Source organism: uncultured Campylobacter sp., from assembly GCF_963517995.1.
GTDB lineage: Bacteria > Campylobacterota > Campylobacteria > Campylobacterales > Campylobacteraceae > Campylobacter_A.
The window spans coordinates 1-21,987 of sequence record NZ_CAUQHQ010000022.1 but is presented as its reverse complement, the minus strand read 5'-3'; the positions used below and the strand labels follow the sequence as shown (position 1 = coordinate 21,987).

16 protein-coding genes and 2 pseudogenes are annotated in these 21,987 nt (G+C 43.8%); 13 read left to right on the top strand and 5 right to left on the bottom strand.

Annotated elements, in window-relative coordinates:
* Positions 1-778: pseudogene (locus RYL88_RS03975) on the bottom strand (hypothetical protein); the annotation flags it as partial.
* Positions 775-2,280, bottom strand: a complete 1,506-nt coding sequence (locus RYL88_RS03970) for an amino acid adenylation domain-containing protein (RefSeq protein ID WP_314989133.1) — start codon at positions 2,278-2,280, stop codon at positions 775-777. The pseudogene RYL88_RS03975 and the gene RYL88_RS03970, both read right to left, overlap by 4 nt.
* 89 nt (positions 2,281-2,369) lie before the next feature.
* On the opposite strand from RYL88_RS03970, the gene RYL88_RS03965 reads away from it, so the two are divergent.
* Genes RYL88_RS03965 through RYL88_RS03940 form a run of 6 tightly spaced genes read left to right on the top strand, consistent with a single transcriptional unit; the run spans position 2,370 to position 6,456 of the window.
* Positions 2,370-2,588, top strand: coding sequence for an acyl carrier protein (locus RYL88_RS03965; protein ID WP_295143638.1), 219 nt, complete (start codon positions 2,370-2,372; stop codon positions 2,586-2,588).
* On the top strand, positions 2,588-3,694 hold the full coding sequence (locus tag RYL88_RS03960) for a ketoacyl-ACP synthase III (protein WP_314989131.1): 1,107 nt from the start codon (positions 2,588-2,590) through the stop codon (positions 3,692-3,694). Before RYL88_RS03965 ends, RYL88_RS03960 begins: the two co-directional genes overlap by 1 nt.
* A complete protein-coding gene (locus RYL88_RS03955) occupies positions 3,675-4,391 on the top strand; it encodes an SDR family oxidoreductase (RefSeq protein ID WP_314989129.1) in 717 nt (238 codons plus the stop codon). The genes RYL88_RS03960 and RYL88_RS03955 overlap by 20 nt, the downstream gene beginning before the upstream one ends.
* Positions 4,388-5,146: an SDR family oxidoreductase gene (locus tag RYL88_RS03950; RefSeq protein WP_314989127.1), complete on the top strand. Its 759-nt coding sequence runs from the start codon at positions 4,388-4,390 to the stop codon at positions 5,144-5,146. Before RYL88_RS03955 ends, RYL88_RS03950 begins: the two co-directional genes overlap by 4 nt.
* Before the next feature lie 9 nt (positions 5,147-5,155).
* Complete coding sequence (locus RYL88_RS03945; RefSeq protein WP_295143629.1) at positions 5,156-5,389, top strand: acyl carrier protein; 234 nt, start codon at positions 5,156-5,158, stop codon at positions 5,387-5,389.
* Positions 5,389-6,456 (top strand): ketoacyl-ACP synthase III, encoded by a 1,068-nt coding sequence (locus RYL88_RS03940; protein ID WP_314989124.1) that lies wholly within the window; start codon positions 5,389-5,391, stop codon positions 6,454-6,456. The genes RYL88_RS03945 and RYL88_RS03940 overlap by 1 nt, the downstream gene beginning before the upstream one ends.
* On the opposite strand, the gene RYL88_RS03935 is transcribed toward RYL88_RS03940, so the two are convergent.
* Positions 6,453-7,010, bottom strand: a complete 558-nt coding sequence (locus RYL88_RS03935) for a hypothetical protein (RefSeq protein WP_314989122.1) — start codon at positions 7,008-7,010, stop codon at positions 6,453-6,455. The genes RYL88_RS03940 and RYL88_RS03935 overlap by 4 nt on opposite strands.
* Positions 7,007-7,717 carry a pseudaminic acid cytidylyltransferase gene (pseF, locus tag RYL88_RS03930; protein ID WP_314989115.1) on the bottom strand — a complete coding sequence of 237 codons (711 nt, stop codon included), beginning with the start codon at positions 7,715-7,717 and terminating at the stop codon, positions 7,007-7,009. The genes RYL88_RS03935 and pseF overlap by 4 nt, the downstream gene beginning before the upstream one ends.
* 83 nt (positions 7,718-7,800) lie before the next feature.
* Between pseF and pseI the strand changes: the two genes are divergently transcribed.
* From pseI to RYL88_RS03895, 7 genes are all read left to right on the top strand, one after another.
* Positions 7,801-8,829: a pseudaminic acid synthase gene (pseI, locus tag RYL88_RS03925; protein WP_314989113.1), complete on the top strand. Its 1,029-nt coding sequence runs from the start codon at positions 7,801-7,803 to the stop codon at positions 8,827-8,829.
* 158 nt (positions 8,830-8,987) lie between these two features.
* Positions 8,988-11,042 carry a 6-hydroxymethylpterin diphosphokinase MptE-like protein gene (locus tag RYL88_RS03920; protein WP_314989111.1) on the top strand — a complete coding sequence of 685 codons (2,055 nt, stop codon included), beginning with the start codon at positions 8,988-8,990 and terminating at the stop codon, positions 11,040-11,042.
* A gap of 85 nt (positions 11,043-11,127) precedes the next feature.
* Entirely contained in the window at positions 11,128-11,913 is a 786-nt protein-coding gene (locus RYL88_RS03915; RefSeq protein WP_314989108.1) for an ABC transporter permease, read from the top strand.
* Positions 11,910-13,133 carry an ABC transporter ATP-binding protein gene (locus RYL88_RS03910; protein ID WP_314989106.1) on the top strand — a complete coding sequence of 408 codons (1,224 nt, stop codon included), beginning with the start codon at positions 11,910-11,912 and terminating at the stop codon, positions 13,131-13,133. The genes RYL88_RS03915 and RYL88_RS03910 overlap by 4 nt, the downstream gene beginning before the upstream one ends.
* Positions 13,126-16,725 carry a glycosyltransferase gene (locus RYL88_RS03905; protein WP_314989104.1) on the top strand — a complete coding sequence of 1,200 codons (3,600 nt, stop codon included), beginning with the start codon at positions 13,126-13,128 and terminating at the stop codon, positions 16,723-16,725. Before RYL88_RS03910 ends, RYL88_RS03905 begins: the two co-directional genes overlap by 8 nt.
* Positions 16,726-16,727: 2 nt before the next feature.
* Positions 16,728-17,759: a GDP-mannose 4,6-dehydratase gene (gene gmd / locus RYL88_RS03900; RefSeq protein WP_314989102.1), complete on the top strand. Its 1,032-nt coding sequence runs from the start codon at positions 16,728-16,730 to the stop codon at positions 17,757-17,759.
* Positions 17,749-18,615: an NAD-dependent epimerase/dehydratase family protein gene (locus RYL88_RS03895; RefSeq protein ID WP_314989100.1), complete on the top strand. Its 867-nt coding sequence runs from the start codon at positions 17,749-17,751 to the stop codon at positions 18,613-18,615. Before gmd ends, RYL88_RS03895 begins: the two co-directional genes overlap by 11 nt.
* Before the next feature lie 2,255 nt (positions 18,616-20,870).
* Here the strand turns inward: RYL88_RS03895 and RYL88_RS03890 are convergent.
* Positions 20,871-21,987 (bottom strand): annotated as a pseudogene (locus RYL88_RS03890) (surface layer protein SapB11); the annotation flags it as partial.

The following is a 21,987-nucleotide window of genomic DNA, read 5'->3' as shown; positions in this document are numbered from 1 at the left end:
CTTTTAAAAACGCCTCTATCGTATCTCCCGTATATCCGCCGCAGTCTACGAAAACCTCTTCGTCGCTAAATTTCGCTACTTCGTCGAAATACTGCTTTTTAACGTCGTCTTTTACGTTTATCAAATAAGTATAGTCCTCGGTGAGCTTAAATTTTAAAACCGCCTTATAAACCTCTTTTGATTTCTCGTCGCTAAGGAGATTATAAAGCGTAACTATGCGAGAAATTTCGGGCGTCGTAAAGACGTGGTTTAGTTCGTTGACGTCATACATCGCAAATTCGGTAGCCTTTTTATTTAGCACACTCTGGGACAATAAATTTTTACCCAAGCATCTCATACTATAATAATGCTTAAATCCGTTATAGTAAAGGAAAAAAGGCATATATAAAAAAGACTCGCTATTTATAAAAATAACCGTATTTGCAGGATCTGCGTAAAATTCATCTTTGGATATAAATTTAGCCTTGTCTTTATATTTATTGTACTTTTGCAAGTCTAGATAATCGTAGTCTTTGCAGTTTGCAAATATCCCCTCGCCGCTATCCCTTTCGGCTACCCAGTCGTATACGCCGTAAATATCTACGCCGTAGGTTAATTTTAAAAATTTAGGCAATACTTTTAGATAATAGCCAGTACCTAAAATAATTAACTTTTTATCTTTACAAAGCGTCTTAAACCGCTCTATCTTTTCTCGTTCGTAGATATGGTTAAATTCGCCCTCTTGCGTGGCAAAAAGCGTATCTACGAGCTCTTTAAAGTCGCCGTCTTTTATTTTCATTTTTGATCCTTTATTAGCTCTTTTGGTTTGTTTCTATCTATCTTGCCGTTTACGTTTAGCGGCATCTCATCAAGCATTATAAAGCGCGTCGGCAGCATATATTTAGGCAAAATTTTGCCTAAATTTAGCAGAATTTCTCTTTGCGAAACGGCGGTTTGCGAAGTATAAATTAGCACGATAGCCCCATCATACAGCGCGCACGCGCTATCTACGCCGCCAAGAGACAAGGCAGCCGTCTCTATCTCGCCCAGCTCTATACGGTACCCCATGTGCTTGATCTGAAAGTCCTTGCGGCCTTTATACATTAGCTCGCCGCGCTCGTTGTAGTAGGCTAGATCGCCCGTGCGGTAGATTCGCTCGGGATATGCGAGATTTAGCGGATTTTGCGTAAAAGCGTTAGCGGTTTTAACCGGGTCGTTGTAGTATCCAAGAGCTAGCGAGGCGCCGCGCACGCAAAGCTCGCCTAGCGTATTTTGCGCCGTTACCGGCGCGTCGTTTTCATCTAGTAAAAAGACGTCGGTATTTTTGCAAGGATAGCCTATAGGCAAACTTTCCTCGTCGCTAAAATCGCGATCGACGACATAATACGCGCAATCGACGGTCGTCTCCGTCGGTCCGTACAAATTTGCCAAAACGGCGTTTTTAAAACGAGATTTAAAATAATTCATCGTTTTTACGGGCATGACTTCGCCTGCGAAAATTATAAATTCAAGGCTTAAATTTACCCCTCTTAGCAAATCCAGCGCAGCGATATTCGCCATGATGGAAGGCACCCAAAATATAAAATTTATCTCGTTTTTTTCCAAATATTCCACTACTTTAATCGGAAACGTAAAAAGCTCTTGCGGTATCAAAAATAGCGTAGAACCCGTTTTTAGCGTCAGATAAATATCAAGCACGGAGTTGTCGAAAATAAAAGGGGCTTGGCTCGCGATTTTTAAATCGTCTTTAAAATTAAACGTCTCGCACGCCCACTCGATGTAATTTATAGCGCTTTTGTGCGAGATTGCTACGCCCTTTGGCGTACCGGTGGAGCCCGAAGTGTTTATGATATAAAGCGGGTCGGTATCGATCGTATTTTCGTAATTTGCCCGATCGAATTTATCCTCGCCTTTTAAATTTATCTCGTCAAAGATGATTAAATTTACGCCCGAATTTTTTAAAATTTGAGCGTGTTTCGCGTCTGTAACGATAAATTCGAGGTTTAAATTTTTTATGATGGCCTCAAGCCTAGACGCGGGATTTTTGACGTCTAGCGGCACGTAAAAGCAACCGTTATAAAGCGTCCCCAAAAAACATTTTATAGCTTTTACGCTTTTTGGCAAAAGTACGCCCACGGGCCTGTTTTTGGTTATGTTTAAGCTCTGAAAATACGCGGCTATCGCCCTTGCCTGCGAATTTAGCTCGCTAAAATTTACGCTCTCGTCTTCATCTCGTATCGCCGTTTTAAGAGGAAACCTTAAGGCCGAATTTTGCAAGTAGGACAGCATATTTTTTTGCATTTTTTACCTTATTTGAGGTGATTAAAATTTTAGCTTGATTTTATTGTATTTTAGTTAAAATCAAGCTAAAATTTTAAGGAGGATTTAAGATGGATACAAACGAAAAAATGGCCCTAATAGCCGAGCTTTTAGAGCTTGAAGTAAGCGATTTTACTCCAGAAACCAAGCTTGAGGAGCTTGAAGAGTGGGATTCGCTCGCGGCTATCTCTTACGTCGTTATGATGGACGAGCACTTCGGCGTGACGGCAAATCCTAACGATATAAGAAATTTCAAAACGATCCAAGATATATTAGATAGTATGAAATAATGGCGTTTGATCACATTAAAAACATAAAAATTTCGGCGGTTTGTTGCGCCGTACCGGAAGATAAACTCGCGCTTGAAGATTTTTATAAAAAATTTGACAAAGAAAGCGTAGAGAGATTCGTAAAAGATACCGGCATTAGGCAGAAATTTTATAGCAAAAACAACAAGACTATCACCTCCGACCTGTGCTTTGCCGCGGCAGAGGAGATAATCAAGAAAAAAAACATTTCAAGAGACGAGATAGACGCGCTCATTTTAGTAACGCAAAGTCCCGATTATAACGTACCCGCTACGGCGATAACGCTGCAATATAGACTGGGCCTATCTCAGGAATGCATAGCCTACGATATAAATTTGGGTTGTTCGGGTTATATTTTCGGCTTGCATACGGCCGCGTCGATGCTGCAAAGCGGATACCTAAAAAAGGTTCTTTTATTGGCGGGCGACGTAACCGAACCTAGTATATTCGGAATAAACGGCGGCACGGCTAATATATTCGGCGACTTAAACGACCTTCTTTTCGGGGACTGCGGGAGCGCGACGCTAATCGAATACGACAAAGGAAACGAAGGGTTTAGATTCGCCCTGCAATCTATGGGCGATGGGTTTAAAGCTATCGGGGCTTGCCATGGGTCAAGATACGCATACGCCGGATACCCGAAATTCGATATGTCTTTGCATATGGACGGGCTAGCAGTAGTTTCTTTTAGTATAACCAAAGTCCCGAAGCTATTTAAGGCGTTTTTTGAAAAATTTCAGGCCTCTGCGGAGGACTACGACTCGGTACTGCTTCATCAAGCAAACAAGTCTATGCTAGATACGATATCTAAAAAAATAAAAATGCAAGACAAGTCGCGCCTAAGCCTTGAAAGATACGCCAACACCTCATCGGCTAGCGTACCGAACGCCATGTGCGACTACTACGGCGACAAGGACGACGACGAGAGCGTCAAAGTCATAATGTCGGGCTTTGGCATAGGGCTATCGCTAGGCGTAGCGGATGCCTATATAAGTCCGAAAGATATTTTGCCTATCATCCAAACCGATATCACGTGGGACGAGGGCAGATCAAAAGTACTCGAAGCTAATGCTAAATCTAAAAAATAAAAAAATACTGATAATGGGCTGCGGCGTCATAGGCGGCGCGGCGGCTAAAATTTTAAGCGAGTCGGGCACCAAAATCGTCGTAAGCGACAAGGACGAGCGCGCTTTGGATAAGGTTTCGTTAAATTTAAGCGACGGTCGCGCGATAGCCTTTGACGCTAGCCGTGTAGAAAAAATCGAAAATTTTATACGAGACGTCGTAAATTTCGACGGCTTAAAGCTTGACGGACTGGTTTACGCCGTAGATAAAAATCTAACCGCGCCTTTGGCGGATACTTCGTTAGAGCTTTTGCAAGACGTTATGACGGAAAATTTCTTCGCGTTTATCCAGGCTGTTAGGGTTTTTGCTAGCGAAGGAATTTATAACGCCAAAAGCAGCATAGTAGCCGTCTCAAACTACGCGTCGTTAGGAGCGGACAAGGGGCAAATAGCCTACGGCGCGTCAAAAGCGGCGATGGATAACGCCCTGCCCGCAATCGCAAAAGAGATATACTCCAAAGGTATCAGGATAAACTCCATCCGCCCCGCCGTCGTGCAAAGCGATAAAGAGCTCAGCCAAAGAGAGCGAGAGTTAGTAGCCATGATGCAAACGGGCGCGATCGATCCCGAAATTTTAGCCAAACAGATCGCATTTTTGCTAAGCGAGAGTTCAAGCGGCGTTTACGGCAGGCATTTTGACGTCAGAGGCTATCTGGTATGATAAATTTCAAAGATAAAAAAATTTTAGTAACGGGAGCAAGCTCGGGTATCGGTAGGCAAATAGCCGTCAGGCTTAGCGAACTGGGCGCTAGCGTAGCGCTAATATCCAGAGACGAGGCTAGGCTAAAACAGACGCTATCTATGATGAAAGAGCCGGCCAAGCATAAAATTTTCGCTTACGATTTACAAGATATAGAAGGTATCGTGCAGTTAGTTTCAGACTGCGTTAAATTCGACGGGGTTAAATTTAACGGATGCGTCCACGCTGCGGGGGTGCCGTCCATATATCCGTTTAAACTGCTAGATCACGCGACGAATGAAAAAATTTTTAAAATAAACGCCTTTTCGGGGCTTGAAATAGTAAAGCAGTTATCCAAAAAACAAAACTCCGACGACGGCGCGTCCGTGGTATTTTTTTCGTCTATTGTAACGAAAATGTTTTTAAAAGGACAAATTGCTTATATCATCAGCAAGGCCTCGCTAGACGCTATCGCCAAGCCGCTGTCTTTGGAATTGGTAAAAAGGAAAATGCGTATAAACACGGTCATAGTCGGCGGCGTATTAACTCAAATGGTAAAAGATACGCAAATTTTTAGAGACTTAAAAAACGACGAGAAAGACCCGTACACGACGTCTGATATATGCAGATTGCTAGAACCGCAAGAAGTGGCGAATATGGCGATATTTTTGCTAAGCGATGCGGCTAGGTATATCGTAGGCGAAAATTACTTCATAGACGGCGGAAATTTTAGATAAAGAGACGATATGAAAGAAAAAATAAGAGAAATTTTAGTAGATATTAGACCCGAATACGACTTCGCGGGCGATGAAAATTTCGTCGAATCTGGCATGCTAGATAGCTTTGACGTGCTTACGTTAGTTACGGATTTAGAAGAAAAATTCGGCGTAAAAATAGACGGCGGTGATATCTTGCCCGAAAATTTCGGCAGCATCGAAGCTATAGAAAATTTAATCGTTAAAAGCGACGCAAAAGCCTAATGAAAACCAAATTTTTCGGTAAAAAAATCAGCGGTATTTTGGCTTTGCTTCCGCAGACGGAGTATAAATTCGAAGACGATATGAAATTTAACTCGCTCTCGCAAAAGCAAAATTTAAAGCTAAAAAATACGATGGGTTACGATAGGCACAGATTTTTTAAAGACGAAACGTACTTGTCCCAAGTGGCGGTCTACGGATTAAACCGTCTTTTTGAAAAAGGACTGCTGAAAAAAGAGGAAATTTCCGCGCTAGTAGTGGCTACGACGACGCCTGATTTTTTAATGCCGGCAACTGCTAATTTAATTGCCGGCGAGCTAAATTTAAGCCCGGAAATTTTTTGCATGGATACGAATCAGCAATGCGCCGGCTTTATTAACGGATTATTTCAAGCCTTTATGCTGCTAAATAACGAAGGCGCTAAAAAAGTAATCCTGATAACGGGCGACGTTTTATGCAAAAATCCCGATAGAAGCGACACTAGCAGCTATCCGCTAGCAGGCGACGCTATTTGTATTACCGTCGTAGAAAACGGCGAAAACGACGCGTTTTTCCACTGCGTGACGGATGCTAAGGACTACGATGCGCTGGTGTTTCCGGCTATGGGTTTTAGAAAGCCGACGAACGAGGAAAAAGCTAAATTCTCAAGCTCCAAATACGGCGGTCGCGACTGCTTGCAACGCATTCATATGGACGGACAGGCGGTGTTTCAATACGTAATGCAAAACGTGCCTAAATATATCGCCCAAAGCCTAGCTTACGCGGGCGCGGATAAAGACGAGCTGGATTATTATTTTTTCCATCAGCCGAATAAATTTATGGTCGATAAACTAGCTCAAAAACTAGGCGTTTCAAGTCAAAAGGCGCCTAGCAACGTAGTTACTTTTTACGGTAACTCAAACAGCTCCACGATCCCCGTTTGTATCGCTCATAACGCCAAAGAACAGATGACGGGCGGCGATATTTATAAATGCATGCTAGCGGGTTTTGGCGCGGGGCTAAACTACGCCTCTATCGTAACGAATCTTGGCAAATTCGATTTTTGCGATACGGTGATTACCGATTTTTAGCTAAAATCGCCATCTTTTATCTCATAAATTTTATTAAATAATTTTGCGGATTTGCTATTTTTTACGCGTTCATCGTCGTAGCCGTATAGCCTAACTAGGTGATGTAAAGCCTCGCTGTTACTGCTAACGGCTATATCTTCGCCGCCTTGACCGACTCTAAAAACCCTGCTATTTTCGGGCTTTATATCGTAAGATATAAGCTTGATTTTTAGCCGGTCGCATATATACATCATGCAGTTATGCACGGCTACGCCTCCGCCTTCAAATTTATATAGCTCGTCGGTCAAATAATACCCCAGATAAAACGACCCGTCGTCAAGCTTTTTTAAATTTATCACCGCATAGTCCGCGCCGTCACACGTTATCAAAAACGCGAAAAATTTATCGCGCTTTTTTAGCGCTTCGCGGTAGGCTTCGTGCTGCTTTACCGTGATAGGTTCGGGCGAATTTGATACGGTTCTAACATATTCTTGATTTCTATATTCTAAGATTTTTCGGTACTTCTCGTCGCTTAAATTTACGAAATTTATGATTTCTAGCCGTTTTTTTCTCATGCTTTTTCCCTTGATTTTTGCACCGCTTCGTATAAAAACTCCGCTCTTATCCAGTCTTGCAGCGTATCGATATCCTGCACTAAGTGACGCGGTAAAACGATCGCTATGCTATCTCGCCCGAAAAAAATTTCATCGCTCGAAGGCGCGTCTAAATTCGTCCAGTAAAACTGCCCCGCGTCTTGATAAGCCTCCTCTAAATCCTGGCTTCTTTTGGCGAAATTTTCTCTCCAAAACATCTCGCACCGCCCGCCCTTGGCGATCTTAAACGTCCGCCAGATAGGAAACGGCATAGAAGTGCACGAAAAGGCGTTTTTGGCATTTGAGGCGCGTAGCTTTTCAAGGCCTAGTTTAATGTAAAATTCGTCTATCAGCGGCGCGGTAGCGTAAATCGTGCAGACGAATTTTATCCTATCGCCTCTTGCTTGCAAAAATTTTATCGCATGCTCTACGACCGCGCCCGTCGCGGTAAAATCGTCGCTTAACTCTTTTGGGCGCATAAACGGCACGCTAGCGCCCGCATTTTTCGCAACGTCCGCTATCTCCTCGTCGTCGGTGGAGACGATAATCTCGTCAAAAATCCCCGACCTAATCGCAGCTTCTATGCTGTAAGCGATCATCGGTTTGCCGCAAAAAGGCTTTATATTTTTTCGCGGGATTCTTTTGCTGCCGCCGCGAGCGGGGATGACGGCGATGGTTTTGGCGTCCATTTTTTTCCTTGTTTTTAGGGAGATTATAGCCTAGCGGGGCAAATTTTATGATAAAATCAAACTAAAATTTCGGAGCCGAATCTATGAAAATAGCAAATTTCGATACGAACGAAAAGGTTCTTTTGATCGCCGAACTCTCGGCAAATCACTCAGGCAGCTTAGAACTTGCCGTCGAAACTATCAAGGCGGCCAAACGCGCGGGAGCCGACGCCGTAAAACTGCAAACATACACGGCCGATAGCCTGACGCTAAATTCCAAAAAAGAGGATTTTATGCTACGCGGCGGACTGTGGGACGGGTATGATTTATATAGCCTTTATCAAAAAGCCTTAACTCCGCGCGAGTGGCACGAAACGCTTTTCAAAACGGCCGCAAACGAAGGATTAATCTGCTTTTCAAGCCCGTTTAGCAACGACGACGCCGATTTTTTGGAGCGCTTTGACCCGCCTGCTTACAAAATCGCTAGCTTTGAGGTAACCGATTACGATTTTATCCGGCACATAGCTAAAAAAGGCAAACCCGTCGTCATCTCGACCGGCATCGCTACCCTGCGGGAGATTGAAGACGCGGTGCAATTTTGCAAAGAGTGCGGCAACGAAAACGTCGCGCTTTTAAAATGCACGTCTAGCTACCCCGCTCCGCTTGAGGGGATGAATCTACTCACGATCGCCGATATGAAACGAAAATTCGGCGCAGAGGTCGGCTTTTCAGACCATACTCTGGGTATCGTAGCGCCAGTAGTCGCCGTGAGTCTTGGCGCTCGCATCGTAGAAAAACATTTTATCCTAAACAAAGAGGTGCGAAGCGTGGACGAGGCGTTTAGCCTGGACGAGGATGAATTTAAACAGATGGCAAGCGCCGTAAGAGACGCGGAAAAACTACTGGGCAAAGCCGTCTATGAATTAGACGAAAGAGCGCTTGCTAGCCGCAACTACGCCCGTTCGCTTTACGCAAGCGCAGATATCAAAAAAGGCGAAATTTTTAGCGAGCAAAACGTAAAAAGCGTGCGCCCAGGCTGGGGTTTGCATCCTAAATTTAAACGCGAGCTAATCGGCAAACCGGCCAAACGAGACATAAATTTCGGCGACAGATTAAGCAGCGAGGATATGTAAATTTAGCGCATATCGCAAGGATTTAATACCGCGCTAGCCGGCAAGCGCGCTTTACTACGTATACGCTAAAGCTCCGGCCGAGTTTGCGCGAAATTCGGGCGTAAATTTGGAACGAATTTAGCTTTAAAATAAAATAGTAATATAAATAAGGAGGCAAAATGCCGCAAAACGAATATTCGACTATGGATGATTTTCAAGTCGTAAAAGAAAAAGAAAACGAGCAAAAAAACGCAAAAAAAAGCTCTGAAGCATTTGAACCAAGCGCCAATCCGATATTTCAAAAAAACTTGCAAGCTCTCTTTCAGCAAGACGAAATTTTAGCCGCCCGCCTTTGGGGAATGGACGAGATGGTGGATTACGACGTATTTGTCGGCCAAGATCCGATCGATATAAACATCATCAACAATAAAACCTTAAAATACGTCTACGAAAATCCCGTCAAAGACGTCCAAAATACCCTAGAATCCGTCGAAAACGAATATAAGCGCTACCCGATTATGTATTTTTACGGGCTAGGCAACGGAGTTCTTTATAAGGCGCTTTTAAAAAACCAAACGCATCAAAAAATCATCGTCGTAGAACCGGAAATCGAAATCATCTATGCGGTGTTAAATTTGATCGACCTTTCAGACGAATTATCCAGCGAAAGGCTAACTCTTTTTTACTCCGAGTTCGCAAACTACACGCAGTTTTATTATCTGGCGTGCAATAGCAAATTTACCGCATACGCTAAAATTTATAATCTTCAAATTCACTCGCCGTTTTACGATCAGTTTAGCGACGACTACGCAGAAATAAATCAATCCTTTGCAAAAGCTATCTCTCAAATGGTAGCCGGTCACGGCAACAGCATAGACGACAATCTAATCGGAGTGAGGAATAATATAGAAAATTTAACGGCGATGCTCACAAACTACTCTTACGTCGATTTGATAAAAAAGCGCTATAAACTAATGGACACGGCAGTCATCGTTTCAACGGGGCCAAGCCTCGATAAACAGCTTGAGACGCTTAAAAAATTTGCTCCGTACGTTACAGTTATCAGCCTTGACGCATCGCTACCGATATTAATGAAACACGGCATAAAGCCTGATTACGTAACTTCGATAGAACGCGTAGAGGCTACGTCGAGTTTTTTTAAAAAAAGAGATAAAAAAATAGACAAAGACGCTTACTTTATCATCGCGTCTTTAACGCATAAAAAAACGATTAAAAATATCTTACCTCGCCGCCTAGTCCTAACCATGCGCCCTCAGCAAAACGAAACGTCGTTCGGGCTAAAAGGCTACGGCTACCTAGGGATCGGGCACTCCACGGCAAATCAAGCCTATCAGCTAGCCTACGTTTTAAAACACAAAAATATCGTTTTAATCGGACAAGACCTAGCCTTTGCTCCGGACGGTAAATCTCACGCCACCGGGCACGCATTCGCGCAAGCCGACGAGTATCTATACGTCAAAGCCTACGGCGGCGAGGGCGAAGTTCGCACGACTTACGTCTGGGATAAATTTAGAAATCAATTTGAAGCCGATATCGAGCAGTCTAGCAAAAAAGACGTAACGACGTATAACTGCACGCAGGGCGGCGCTAGGATAGAAGGCAGTATAGAAAAGCCGTTTTTAGAGACTATGCAAGAGCTTTGCAAAGACAAAAAACAAAAAAATCTCCCCAATATCGCGCCGATAAAAGAAAAAAGAACGAATAAAGATATGTTAAAAGCATATAAAGTACTCGTAAAAAAGCTAAGCTTTGAAAACGAAGCCAAACGCATAATCGAAGAAACGTTTTTAGAAGTCGTACCGAAAATAGACGAAATTTCAAAACTAAGAGACGAAGGGAAATTAAGCGAAAAACACTTTCATAAGCTCGTTAAAATTTCAAATAGGATAGATAAAGCAAAAGACGCTATCTCAAAGCCTAAATTTAAGCCTTTCATCGAAAATATAGTGGCCATATCCGTATATTTCCAAGAGCTTGAACTAGCTAAAATCTCAGTCGCCCCGAGCGATACTACGATGCAAAAGGTAAATAAGCTAGCCGAATGGGTAGAAATCCATAAATACTGGCTATTTTCGGTAGCCGGCGGACTAAATGCAGAGATAGAAACTATCAAAAAAGCTTCTAGAAATTTAGTCCGCGAGCTAAAAAAGCGAGGACTCATAACCAAAGACGAGATAGGTCGAGCAAAGGAAAATTTCAGACTGAGTTATTAAATTTCGATCATAAATTTAGCTTTATTTTTATTTTTAGCCTTTATTTGCTAAAATCACGCAAATTTAGCTAAATCGGACAAAAAGATTGTTTTCAAATATTTATACGTATAGGTTTTTTATCGTAAATTCGGTCAAAAACGAATTTATAACCAAATTCGCAAAAAGCAAGCTGGGCGTAGCGTGGGCGATACTGCATCCGCTAGCCCAGGTACTCATCTACGCGACCATACTCTCCTCGGTACTATCAGCCAAGCTACCCGGCATCGATAGCAAATACGCCTACGCGATCTACCTAATGAGCGGGATGCTTTGCTGGATGCTTTTTAGCGAGATTTTTTCGCGCTGCATCGGCATTTTTACCGACAATGCCAACATAATCAAAAAAATGTCCTTCCCTAAAATCGTCCTTCCGGCTACCGTGGTTTTAAGCTCGGCGATAAATAATCTCATTTTATTCGTCTCTATTGCGGTAGTGTTTGCGTTTTTGGGGCATTTTGCGGGCGTAAATTTGATCTTTTTGCCGATCTTTTCCCTCGTTACGGTGATGCTAGCCGTCGGATTTGGGCTGTTTTTCGGCGTGATAAACGTCTTTATGCGCGACGTAGGCCAGATTATCGCCATCGTATTGCAGTTTTTATTTTGGCTAACGCCGATCGTTTATATGACGAGCATTTTACCGCCGAATTTGCAGAAGCTTATCTACATAAATCCGCTTGTGGGCGTAGTTAGCGGCTATCACGATATTTTGATTTACGACAAGATGCCCGATTTTTCGCTTTTGATTTATCCGGCTTTTATCGGCGCGGCAAGCCTTGGAGCCGCATTTTTCGTTTATAAACGAGCCGAAGAAGAGATGGCGGACGTTTTATGATTTTATCGGTTCAAAATATCTGCAAAACTTACTTGGACTACGAGAGCAACTTTAAGCGATTTGCCTCGTGGTTTAGTAAAAATAAAGAAGAAAAAAACGTAAAAACCGTGCTAAAAGACGTAAGCTTTGACGTGGGAGCCGGTGAAGTAGTCGGGCTAATCGGGCAAAACGGAGCGGGCAAAAGCACTCTTTTAAAAATCATCTCGCGCACGCTAAAGCCCTCAAGCGGCCGCGTAACGAGCGGGGCTAAAATTTCGTCCATCTTGGAGCTTGGCATGGGCTTTCACGGCGATCTAACGGGTAGACAAAACGCCTATCAGTCCTGCTCTCTCATGGGCTACTCAAAAGAGCAAATCGACGAAATAATAGCCTACATCGAAGACTTTGCCGAGATAGGCGAGTATTTTGATTATCCGGTGCGAATTTACAGTAGCGGCATGCAGATGCGCCTTGCTTTTTCGGTCGTCACGGCAAATCGCCCCGATATACTCATCATCGACGAGGCGCTATCGGTGGGCGACGTGTATTTCCAGCATAAAAGCTTTGATAAGATAAAAGAATTTAAAAGCCTAGGTACGACGCTCATCATCGTTTCGCACGATAGCGGCGCGATAAAATCCATCTGCGACCGCGTGATCTTGCTAGAAAAAGGACAAATTCTAAAAGACGGCGAGCCTGAAGCCGTGCTTGATTACTATAACGCCCTAATCTCAAAGAAACAAGACGTACAAATCTCGCAAATAACCCTGCAAAACGGCAAAACCGCAACCGTATCTGGCAACAAAAAAGCCTGCATAAAAAACGTTGAAATTTTAGACGCCGCAGGCAAAAAGATACAAAATTTAGAAGTCGGCAAGAAAATCAAGCTAAAAGTAACCGTACTGGCAAACGAAAATTTACCCTCGCTGGTACTTGGCTATCAGATCAAAAATCGCTTCTCGCAGGTCGTCTACGGCACGAACACTTACCACCTAAAGCAAGCTTTAAAAAATCTCAAAAAAGGCGAAGAGTACGACTTTGGTTTTGAATTTGACGCAAATTTGGGCGTCGGGTCGTTTTCTGTCACGATAGCGCTGCACGATAGCGACAACCATCTGCAAAACAACTACGAATGGCGCGACAACGCGATCATTTTTAACGTCGTAAATTTTAGCAAGCCCGATTTCGTCGGTCTTGCGTATCTTGAACCGAGTTTGGAAATAAAGAGAATAAATGGATAAATTTTATAAAAGTTTCGAAGATAAATTTAGAGGCCATAGAAGCGAGATCAAAAAGCGCTTGCTTGCTTACGAGCCGTTTTTGCAAATTTTAAAGCAAAATAACGAAAATCCGGCGGCGGTCGATCTTGGTTGCGGCAGAGGCGAGTGGCTTGAAATTCTAAAACAAAACGGCTTTGCCGCGCGCGGTTGCGACGTGAGCGAGGAGATGCTAAAAGAGTGCGAAAAAAACGCGCTTGAGGCCAAAAATCAAGGAGCGATAGAGTTTTTAAGCGAGTTAGAAGACTCAAGCCTTGCGCTAGTTAGCGCATTTCAGCTTGTGGAGCACTTGGAGTTTAGCGAGCTTTGCGAGCTAATCAAGCAGGCGCGCCGAGTTCTCAAAGACGGCGGCATCTTAATACTTGAAACGCCAAATCCCGAAAATTTACGCGTCGCCACGCTAAATTTCTATCTCGACGCGACGCACGTTAAGCCTATCCCGCCGATGCTGCTTGAGTATCTGTGCGAATTTGAGGGCTTTAATAATACGTTTATGATGAGGCTAAACTCAAATTTGAGCTTTAGCGAGGATTTAGAAAACCAAAACGTAACGCTAAGAGACGTTTTAAGTAGCGTCGGGCTTGATTACGCGGTTTTGGGGCTTAAAAACGGCGACGAGAAAACGCGCGAAGCATTTTTAAACGCGGCTAAAAGCGGTTATAGCTTTGAAGAGCTGGCCGATAGATTCGACGTGTCGACATTTGAAAACAAAACGCAGATGCTCGAGCTAAAAAACGACGTCTGGAAGGGCTCTTTAGAGACGAAAGAGGCGCTATGGAAAAGCTCGCTTGAGCTAATGGAGAGCAAAAATCAAATCGTAAATTTGCAAAACGAAAACGTGCGCTTGCGCGAAGATTTAGAAAATCTGCTCGGCAAATATCTCGCGCTAAATCACAAAGTCTACGTCCTAGAAAACGAAGCTCCCGTTATCAAAAACGATATCGAGCAGCTTAAAATTTTCGTCGCTAAATTTAAAAGAGTCGCAAAGCCGCTTATTTTGGTCTATAAATTTTTAAGATTTTGTAAAAATTTAGCTAAAGAAAATCTCAAAAAAGCGCTTAAATTCGGTATAAATTTGACGGAGAGAGCGGCAAATAGCCATCCTAAATTTAAGAAAAATCTCAAGATATTTTTAAACAAATTTCCGGCTCTTAGGGCGAGAATTTTTAGCCTAAAAGGCCAGGTTAGAGACGATATCTACGTTTCGCAAGATGGCGTTTTTGAGCCGAGCGTTTTTGCTTTAAGGCACTCAAAAGAGTACGAGCGAAATTTAGAGCTAAAAAACCTTAAATTTAACGAAAACTTTAGCGAGCTAACCGTCATCGGCAGCATCAGCGGACACTATAGTTTGGCCGCGATAAACAGAAACATCGTATTTAGGCTGCTCGGTAAGGTAAAAAACGTCTTTGTGATCTGCTACCACGAGAACTATTTCGATAAAATCGAAGACATCGCGATAACCAAAGACGAGTACGAAACGCTAAGAAGCATAGTGCCCGATAAAAACGCGCATCCAAAAAGAAGCGACGACAAGGTCGCGATCTACCATCACTACCCGCTGATAGAAGACGTTAGGGAGGGCTACGGCTTTGAGATTGCGGTGTTTTTCTGGGAGGAGTCGCGCATCCCGCAGCGAACGATAGAAATTTTAAACTCCAAGTATAAAGGCATTTTGGTTTCGACGTTTTTTATCAAAAAAATCCTAATAGATAACGGCTGCTATACGCCGGTAAAAGTAGCCGATATCCCGCTAAAAATGCCGCCCGAGCCAAGCTTTTTGCAAGAAAATAGCGAACAAAAACGCGAGATAAAGCTCTTTCACATCTCATCATGCCTGCCTAGAAAGGGCGCGGACGTGTTGCTGCGAGCCTTTAACGAAGCTTGCAAAAAAGCCAAATTTGAGCTAAGCCTAACGATAAAAAGCTTCCCTAATCCGCACAACAGCGTAACCGAGCAAATCGAGCTTTTAGTCGATAAAAAATACCGAAGCAAAATCCGCGTCATACTAAATGAAGACCTAACCGCGCTTGACGTGGCAAACCTTTATGAGCAGTGCGATATCGTCGTGCTACCGACGCGCGGCGAGGGGCTAAATATGCCAGCAATCGAAGGCGTACACTACAAAAAGCCCGTCATCTCCACCGACTATAGCGGTCAGTGCGAGTTTTTGGACGACAGCTGCGAGTTTATCGGGTATAAATTCGCGCCCGCGGTTACGCATTTTAATCTAAATTATTCGTTTTGGGCGGAGCCTAGCGTAAAGGATTTGGGCGAAAAGATTATCAAAGTATCTGAGCAAATTTTACAAAACCGCGCGCCAAACATAGAGCCGCTAAAACACAAAGTCGATGAAATGATGTTCGGCGAGAAAAACGCGCTAAATTTCATCTCAAGCATCTCGCATCTAAAATCCTTTAAAAATGAGCCAAGCGAGCTAAAAATCGCCTATTTTTCGACGTATAATGCCGTTTGCGGTATAGCCGAATACTCAAAATACCTAACGGACGAGCTTGCGCGGGCGGGCGCAAATTTAGAAATTTACACTTGGAGCGAGCAAAAGCGCGCCAAGGAGCCTAATCTAGCCCAAGAAAACGGCGTAAAAGTTTATGAAATAGAACAAGAAAAGCTACTAAGCGAGCTTAAAACGGATGCGAATATAATCTGGCTACAACACCATTTTACGTTTTTCGAGATAGACGAAAAGCTAAAATCAGACGTCGCCGCGCTAAAATTGCAGGGCAAAATTTGCTTTATCACGCTTCACGCCACGAAGCAAATCCTAAACTACCCGCGCCAGACTCAGCAAAACTGGCACGATACGCTTTACGAATTCGACCGAGTTTTCGTCCACAGCATCGACGATCTAAATACGCTTAGGCTGCTTGGACTTATCGATAACGTCACGCTAGTACCGCATGGAACGCAAAATTTAGCGCCCGAGCAAAACAAACGTAAGGAAACGGACGGCAAATTTAGGATAGGATTTTTCGGGCTGCTCTTTGCACATAAAAATTTACCCGTACTGCTGCAAGCCTTTGCTAAATTTAGCCAAAATACGGACGCGAAGCTAATTATCATTAGCCCCGTCGCAAACGTAGACGGCGAGGCAGAACTGCAAAGATGCCGTAAGCTTTGCGAAAAGCTAAATTTGGACGAAAAAGTGGAGTGGAACACCGAGTTTTTGCCGATAGAGGAGGTAAATAAAAAGCTAAGCGACTGCGATGTTATCGTGCTGCCTTACGGGCAAACCGACGAGGGAGCCAGCGGGGCGGCCAGGATAGCGCTAAGCGCATGCAAAAACGTTATAGTAACGCCGTCAAGAATCTTTAGCGAGATGAAAAACGTCACGATAAAAACGGACGGATTTAACGATTGGCACATTTTAGAGCAACTAGAAAAAGTAAAAAATAGCGAAATAGATGCTAAAATTTATGACGAGCGCTCAAAATGGCTAAGCGAAAATAGCTGGAACAGCATCGCGGGGCTTTACCTGCGGATATTTAGAGCCGTAGCGACGGATAAAAATTTTATGCGACATTTAAAAAACGGAGAATAATAATGAAAAAAGCGATAATCACGGGCGTCGGAGGTCAAGACGGCGCATACCTGGCTAGATATCTGATCGACCTAGGATACGAAGTCTACGGCGGATACAGGCGAGCGGTGAGCCCGAATTTTTGGCGATTAAACGAGTTAGGCATTTTAAACGAGCCAAATTTTCATCTAGTAGAGTTTGAGCTAACCGACCCGTTTAACATCCTAAGCGTAGTTAATGAAATAAGACCCGAGGAAATTTACAACCTAGCCGCCCAAAGCTTCGTGGGCGTTAGTTTTAAAGAGCCGTTTCACACTGCAAGCGCTACGGGCATCGGCGCGCTAAACATACTAGAGGCGATAAAGACGGTCGATAAAAGCATCAAATTTTATCAAGCCAGCACATCCGAGATGTTTGGCAAAGTCCAAGCCGTTCCGCAAAGCGAAACCACGCCGTTTTATCCGCGTTCGCCGTACGGAGTGGCAAAGCTTTATGCACATTTTATCACGGTAAATTACCAAGAAAGCTATGATATTTTCGCCTCAAGCGGCATTTTATTTAATCACGAAAGCCCGCTAAGAGGGCTTGAGTTCGTCACGAGAAAAATCACGAATACGGCCGCAAAAATCGCCCTAAAAAAGGCTAAGGCTTTGGAGCTAGGCAACCTAGACGCAAAGCGCGACTGGGGCTACGCCAAAGAATACGTCGAAGGTATGCACGCAATGTTACAAGCTCCGGCCCCCGACACTTTCGTACTAGCTACCGGAGTAACGACCACGGTTAGGGATTTTGTGAAGCTTAGCTTTGAAGCGCTAGATATCGGGATAAAATTTGAGGGCGAAGGCATCAACGAAGTCGGACTAAACGATAAAGGCGACGTAATTGTAAAGATAAATCCGGCATTTTTTAGACCGGCAGAAGTCGATCTGCTAATAGGCGACGCCTCAAAAGCCAAACAAAAGCTTGGCTGGAGCGCAAAGACCGATCTAAAAGGGCTCTGCGATATGATGATAAAAGCCGATCTAAGACGCATCGAGGCGGGATTTGAGTTCTAGGCACGTTTTTATTACGGGTATCGAGGGTTTTACGGGGCGCTATTTAGAGCGGTACCTTCGCGGGCTAGGCTACGAGGTATCAGGCGGCGCTTTAAACCCTAGCGCGCCGCATCACGCGCGCTTTGATCTGCTTGATAAAGATAGCATAAAAGCCGCCTTTAGAGTTAAATTTGACTACATAATCCACCTAGCCGCAGTTTCGTTTGCTATGGCAGATCCCGCCGAGATAAAAAACGCAAACGAAATCGGCACGCTAAATTTGCTAGATGCCTTAAGCGCCGTTAAATTTAAAAAGGCGATCTTTGCAAGCTCGGCTAGCGTCTACGGCGGAGGCGAGGCGCCTATGAGCGAAAACTCCGCGCTAAATCCGCAAAGCGTCTATGCCCAAAGTAAAATTTTTATGGAAGAGCAAATCGCTAGAAGCGGACTTCCTTTTATCATCGCGCGACCTTTTAACTATACGGGCGCGGGACAGAGCGAAAATTTCCTCATTCCAAAAATCGTGCGACATTTTAAGGACAAAGTTTCCGTAATAAAACTCGGAAATTTAACGCCGAAACGCGAGTACAACGACATAAACGACGTCGTGCGGATATACGCGCAACTACTAGAGCTAAAAACTGACGGCGAAATTTTTAATATCGGCTCGGGCAAGGCTTATAGCATCGAGCAAATTTTACAAATTTTACATCGCTTAAGCGGACGCGATATCGCCGTACAAAGCGATGCCAAATTTATCAGGACAAACGACCCCGCCCTACTCGTATGCGATACGGCAAAGCTACTAAGCTACGGCATAACTCCTTGCGGCGGCGATATAGAGGCGCTACTGCGGCGGATGCTAGCTAGCGACTAGATGGGTTTTACGAATTTACGCGCCTTGCGTAGACCGGCTATAGCCGTACTTTGCGGCGCTAAACGCGATCAAAAGGATAAATTTCGGCTTTGGCAAAATATCCGTAAAAATAGCCCGCCGCCATCTCGCAACCGTCTCAAATCGTTTAAATTTATAATCTTTGCGTCCGTAAAATCCTTATGTTTTAAATTTGAAGGATTCGTAAATTTAAACCTTTATCAAATTTTGCTTCAAACATGGCAAAAGCGCCTTGTCTAATCCCGTTATTTGCCCTTATGTAACGGTTTAAGCGTAAACGGCTGCGAGTAAAAACTAAGGCTCCCGCGCCTGCGCCGTATCACAAAAATTTGCCGCTTTTGCACGCAAATTTAAGCCGAATAATTTTGCGCTACGGCTACGAAAACGGCATTAAATTTGCAAGCTAATATCCAAAACCGCCGCCTAAACCGGCTTAGCAAATACGCGGCTTTAGGGTGCTATCATGCGCGCTTATGCGGATAAAACGCGCCAAAATGCCGTAGCTACGGCTTTGGTTGCAAGGATTATTAGACACAAGCGTAAATTTAGCATGGCTTGCTCTAGACGCGAGACTCGGCGCACCCTAACAAATTTTTAATCCACAAAAACACCAAGCCGTGCGGTTTTGCTGGAGGCTAGGCACGTTTTACAGTCAAATTTAGGCCTAAATTTAGCAGCCGTCTTATCGCGCCAGCTGCGCAAACTGCTTGCAGCAAGCTATTCTTTGTTGTTTTGCCGCCGTGCCAGGCCGGCTAGTACCCTCCATACGTGTTGCTACTATAACCGAACCGCCACCCGTTTGAACTACTGGCGAATTTAAAGAGGCGGTACGAAAAATATTTCTCGCGCGCCAAAAAGCTCGGAAGTCGCATTTATATAAATGGCCGCTATGCTCGCTCAAATTAATACGTCGTAAAGTGCCGTCTTTACCGCTCAAGCGACAAGTTTATAAAGGCTGCACAGATGGTCTAAGAGCTGGATTTATGAAATACCCTAAAGCGTCCGCCTAGGCTGAAAAAAGCAAAACAGTCTAAATCAGACTTGCCTGCCGCTAAATGCCGTAAGTCTTGCTAGGCCAAGAGCGGTGATTTAGAGTAAAATTTCCGTAACGGCGCGCCGCAAAAGCTAATAAGGCTGCTTAAGGTAAACTCAGCATAAACGCGCAAAACCGCTATTTTGTCATCTTATGGCTACGGTGCGCGGCCGTAGTTTGACCCAACTTGGTCGCACTCGCCAATCAAACGATTGGCGAGTAATATCATCTTTTGCGAAGCTTTACGAAATAGCCGATTTTGCTTTTGACATTTAAAATTTGAGGCAGGCTTTATGATTCGGTAATTATAGTTGGGCGCAAAATAATAGTCGCCTTTGCTAACGACGCCGCGAGAGCAAATTTGCCAGGTAGCCTTAATAAAATGCAGATGCAACCCAAATAATAAACGCCCATTTTATCAGCTAGGAGCCTAGAGCATCAAACAAGCGGTTACAAGGGCACCAATCTATATAAATTGAAAAATAAATATTGCCCTAGAGACATATTTCTTGCGATACTTAAGCTGCGGTTAAATTTATCTCGTTTCAAACTCCCAAGTTTGAGTTTCACTCGATCAAAAGCGATATTGCCACTTTAGGTTAGTAAACACTCATTTGACTTACCGGTCTTAATGCCGTAAACAGGATTTGCGAGCATGTTTTTGCCGATAGCTTGTCATAGCCGCGAAATCTTACGAGCTTTATCGTCAAATTTGCTGCCGTCCGTATTTAAACGGCATTTGGATATATGCGGATACTATATAGCGCAAATCAGCGCCGACTGCATCTAACGGCCGTAGACTCCTCACGTTTAAAATATATTGCTAGAGCTTAGGCCGCTGTGCTTTTGCCGCCTGGTTTGGAAAAATCTAGCCGAATGGTGACTACGAATGTATAAGAGCCTGTGTGCTTAAATAGGCGATTTACATTACTGCTTTTGCGCTAAAGCATGCTATATTAGCCGACGCAAGTGCTAAATTTCTAAAACTTGAATTTATTCGACGACTTAAACATATATGAAGTAACTTGCCAATGTAAATTTATAAATAGCGTAAACTATAAATATAGCTGAAACTTTTTTGTCGGTACATAAAGCAGAATTAAAATCTAAGCAGAGGTATAAGATAAATATTAAGGAAAGAGTTTTAAACCGTAATCAAGAAAGTATAAAAATCGGTAGAGCCAAGCTCTACCGAAAAAAGAGATTAGAAACCGTTGATAGTTATATTTCCGCTAGCATCCACTGTAGCATCTAGGTTAGCCATATTGATGTTACCGGCTAGTTTAACTAAGTTATCGTTAACGTCAAAGCTAGTTCCGCCTGCCGTGCTATTATAAAACAAGTACGTCTCGTTGCCGTAAGAAAACGCATATACCTTATTGGCTACCGTGGCTGTAGTAAAAAATCCGGTCGCCGTAGCAAATGCGGCGAAATTAGCATATGTATTACCGTTAGGATCTAGATGAACCTTTTCTACGGCGCCAGCCGTGGCCGAACCGCTGATTTTAATCTTGTCGCCTACCGTTAGATTCTCGATAGCGGTGTATCTTAGATTATCGCTACTTCCGTCAAAGCCGCTAGTAGCTATCTTTGATGCGCTCACGTCAAAGGTATCGTTACCCGAACCGCCTTTTATCGTGATGACTTGCTTAGTAGCAGTTACTGTTCCGGTAGTTACTTTGTTTGTACCCTCTCCGGTTTCAATAGTGATATTTTCTTTGGTTTGTGCGTCTGCTAGCGTGATCTCGTCATTACCCGCAGTACCTTTTATACTTTCGATTTTAGTATTTGCCGTAACGGTCGTGATGGTACCGGACTCAACGTTTCTTAAACCGCTAAAGTCGATCTTCGTAAGCTCTGCCGCGTTTGTGCCGCTAAATTCATATTTATCCTGCAAACCTTCGCCCATATCTCCAGAGACGGTAACGGTTTTTAGATCCTTACCCACAGTAGCTACTAGTGTCGCAACTGTTACTTTTAGCGTGTCATTTTGCCCAGAAGCACTAACGGTAGCGTTAAAGTCTTTAGAATTTGCATCCTGTTTAGCTATGAGGCTTATCTGTCCGGCTGTGCCGCTAGTAGCATCGAGTGCCGTTTGCGTAGAGCCTTTATAGACGATAGTGTCTGCTTGTATGCCCTTTAGAGAGTTTGCGCCTATAGTACCGCTTAGGTCGATAGAAACCTTATCGGCCGTCACTTCATTAGCTGTACTAAATTTTACCAAACCTCTAGTATTTCCGGCGTCTATATCGACGGTGCTACCTGCTTTTAGGTCAATTTTACCGATCTGAGCACCCGTTCCGCCGCTATTTATAACGTCC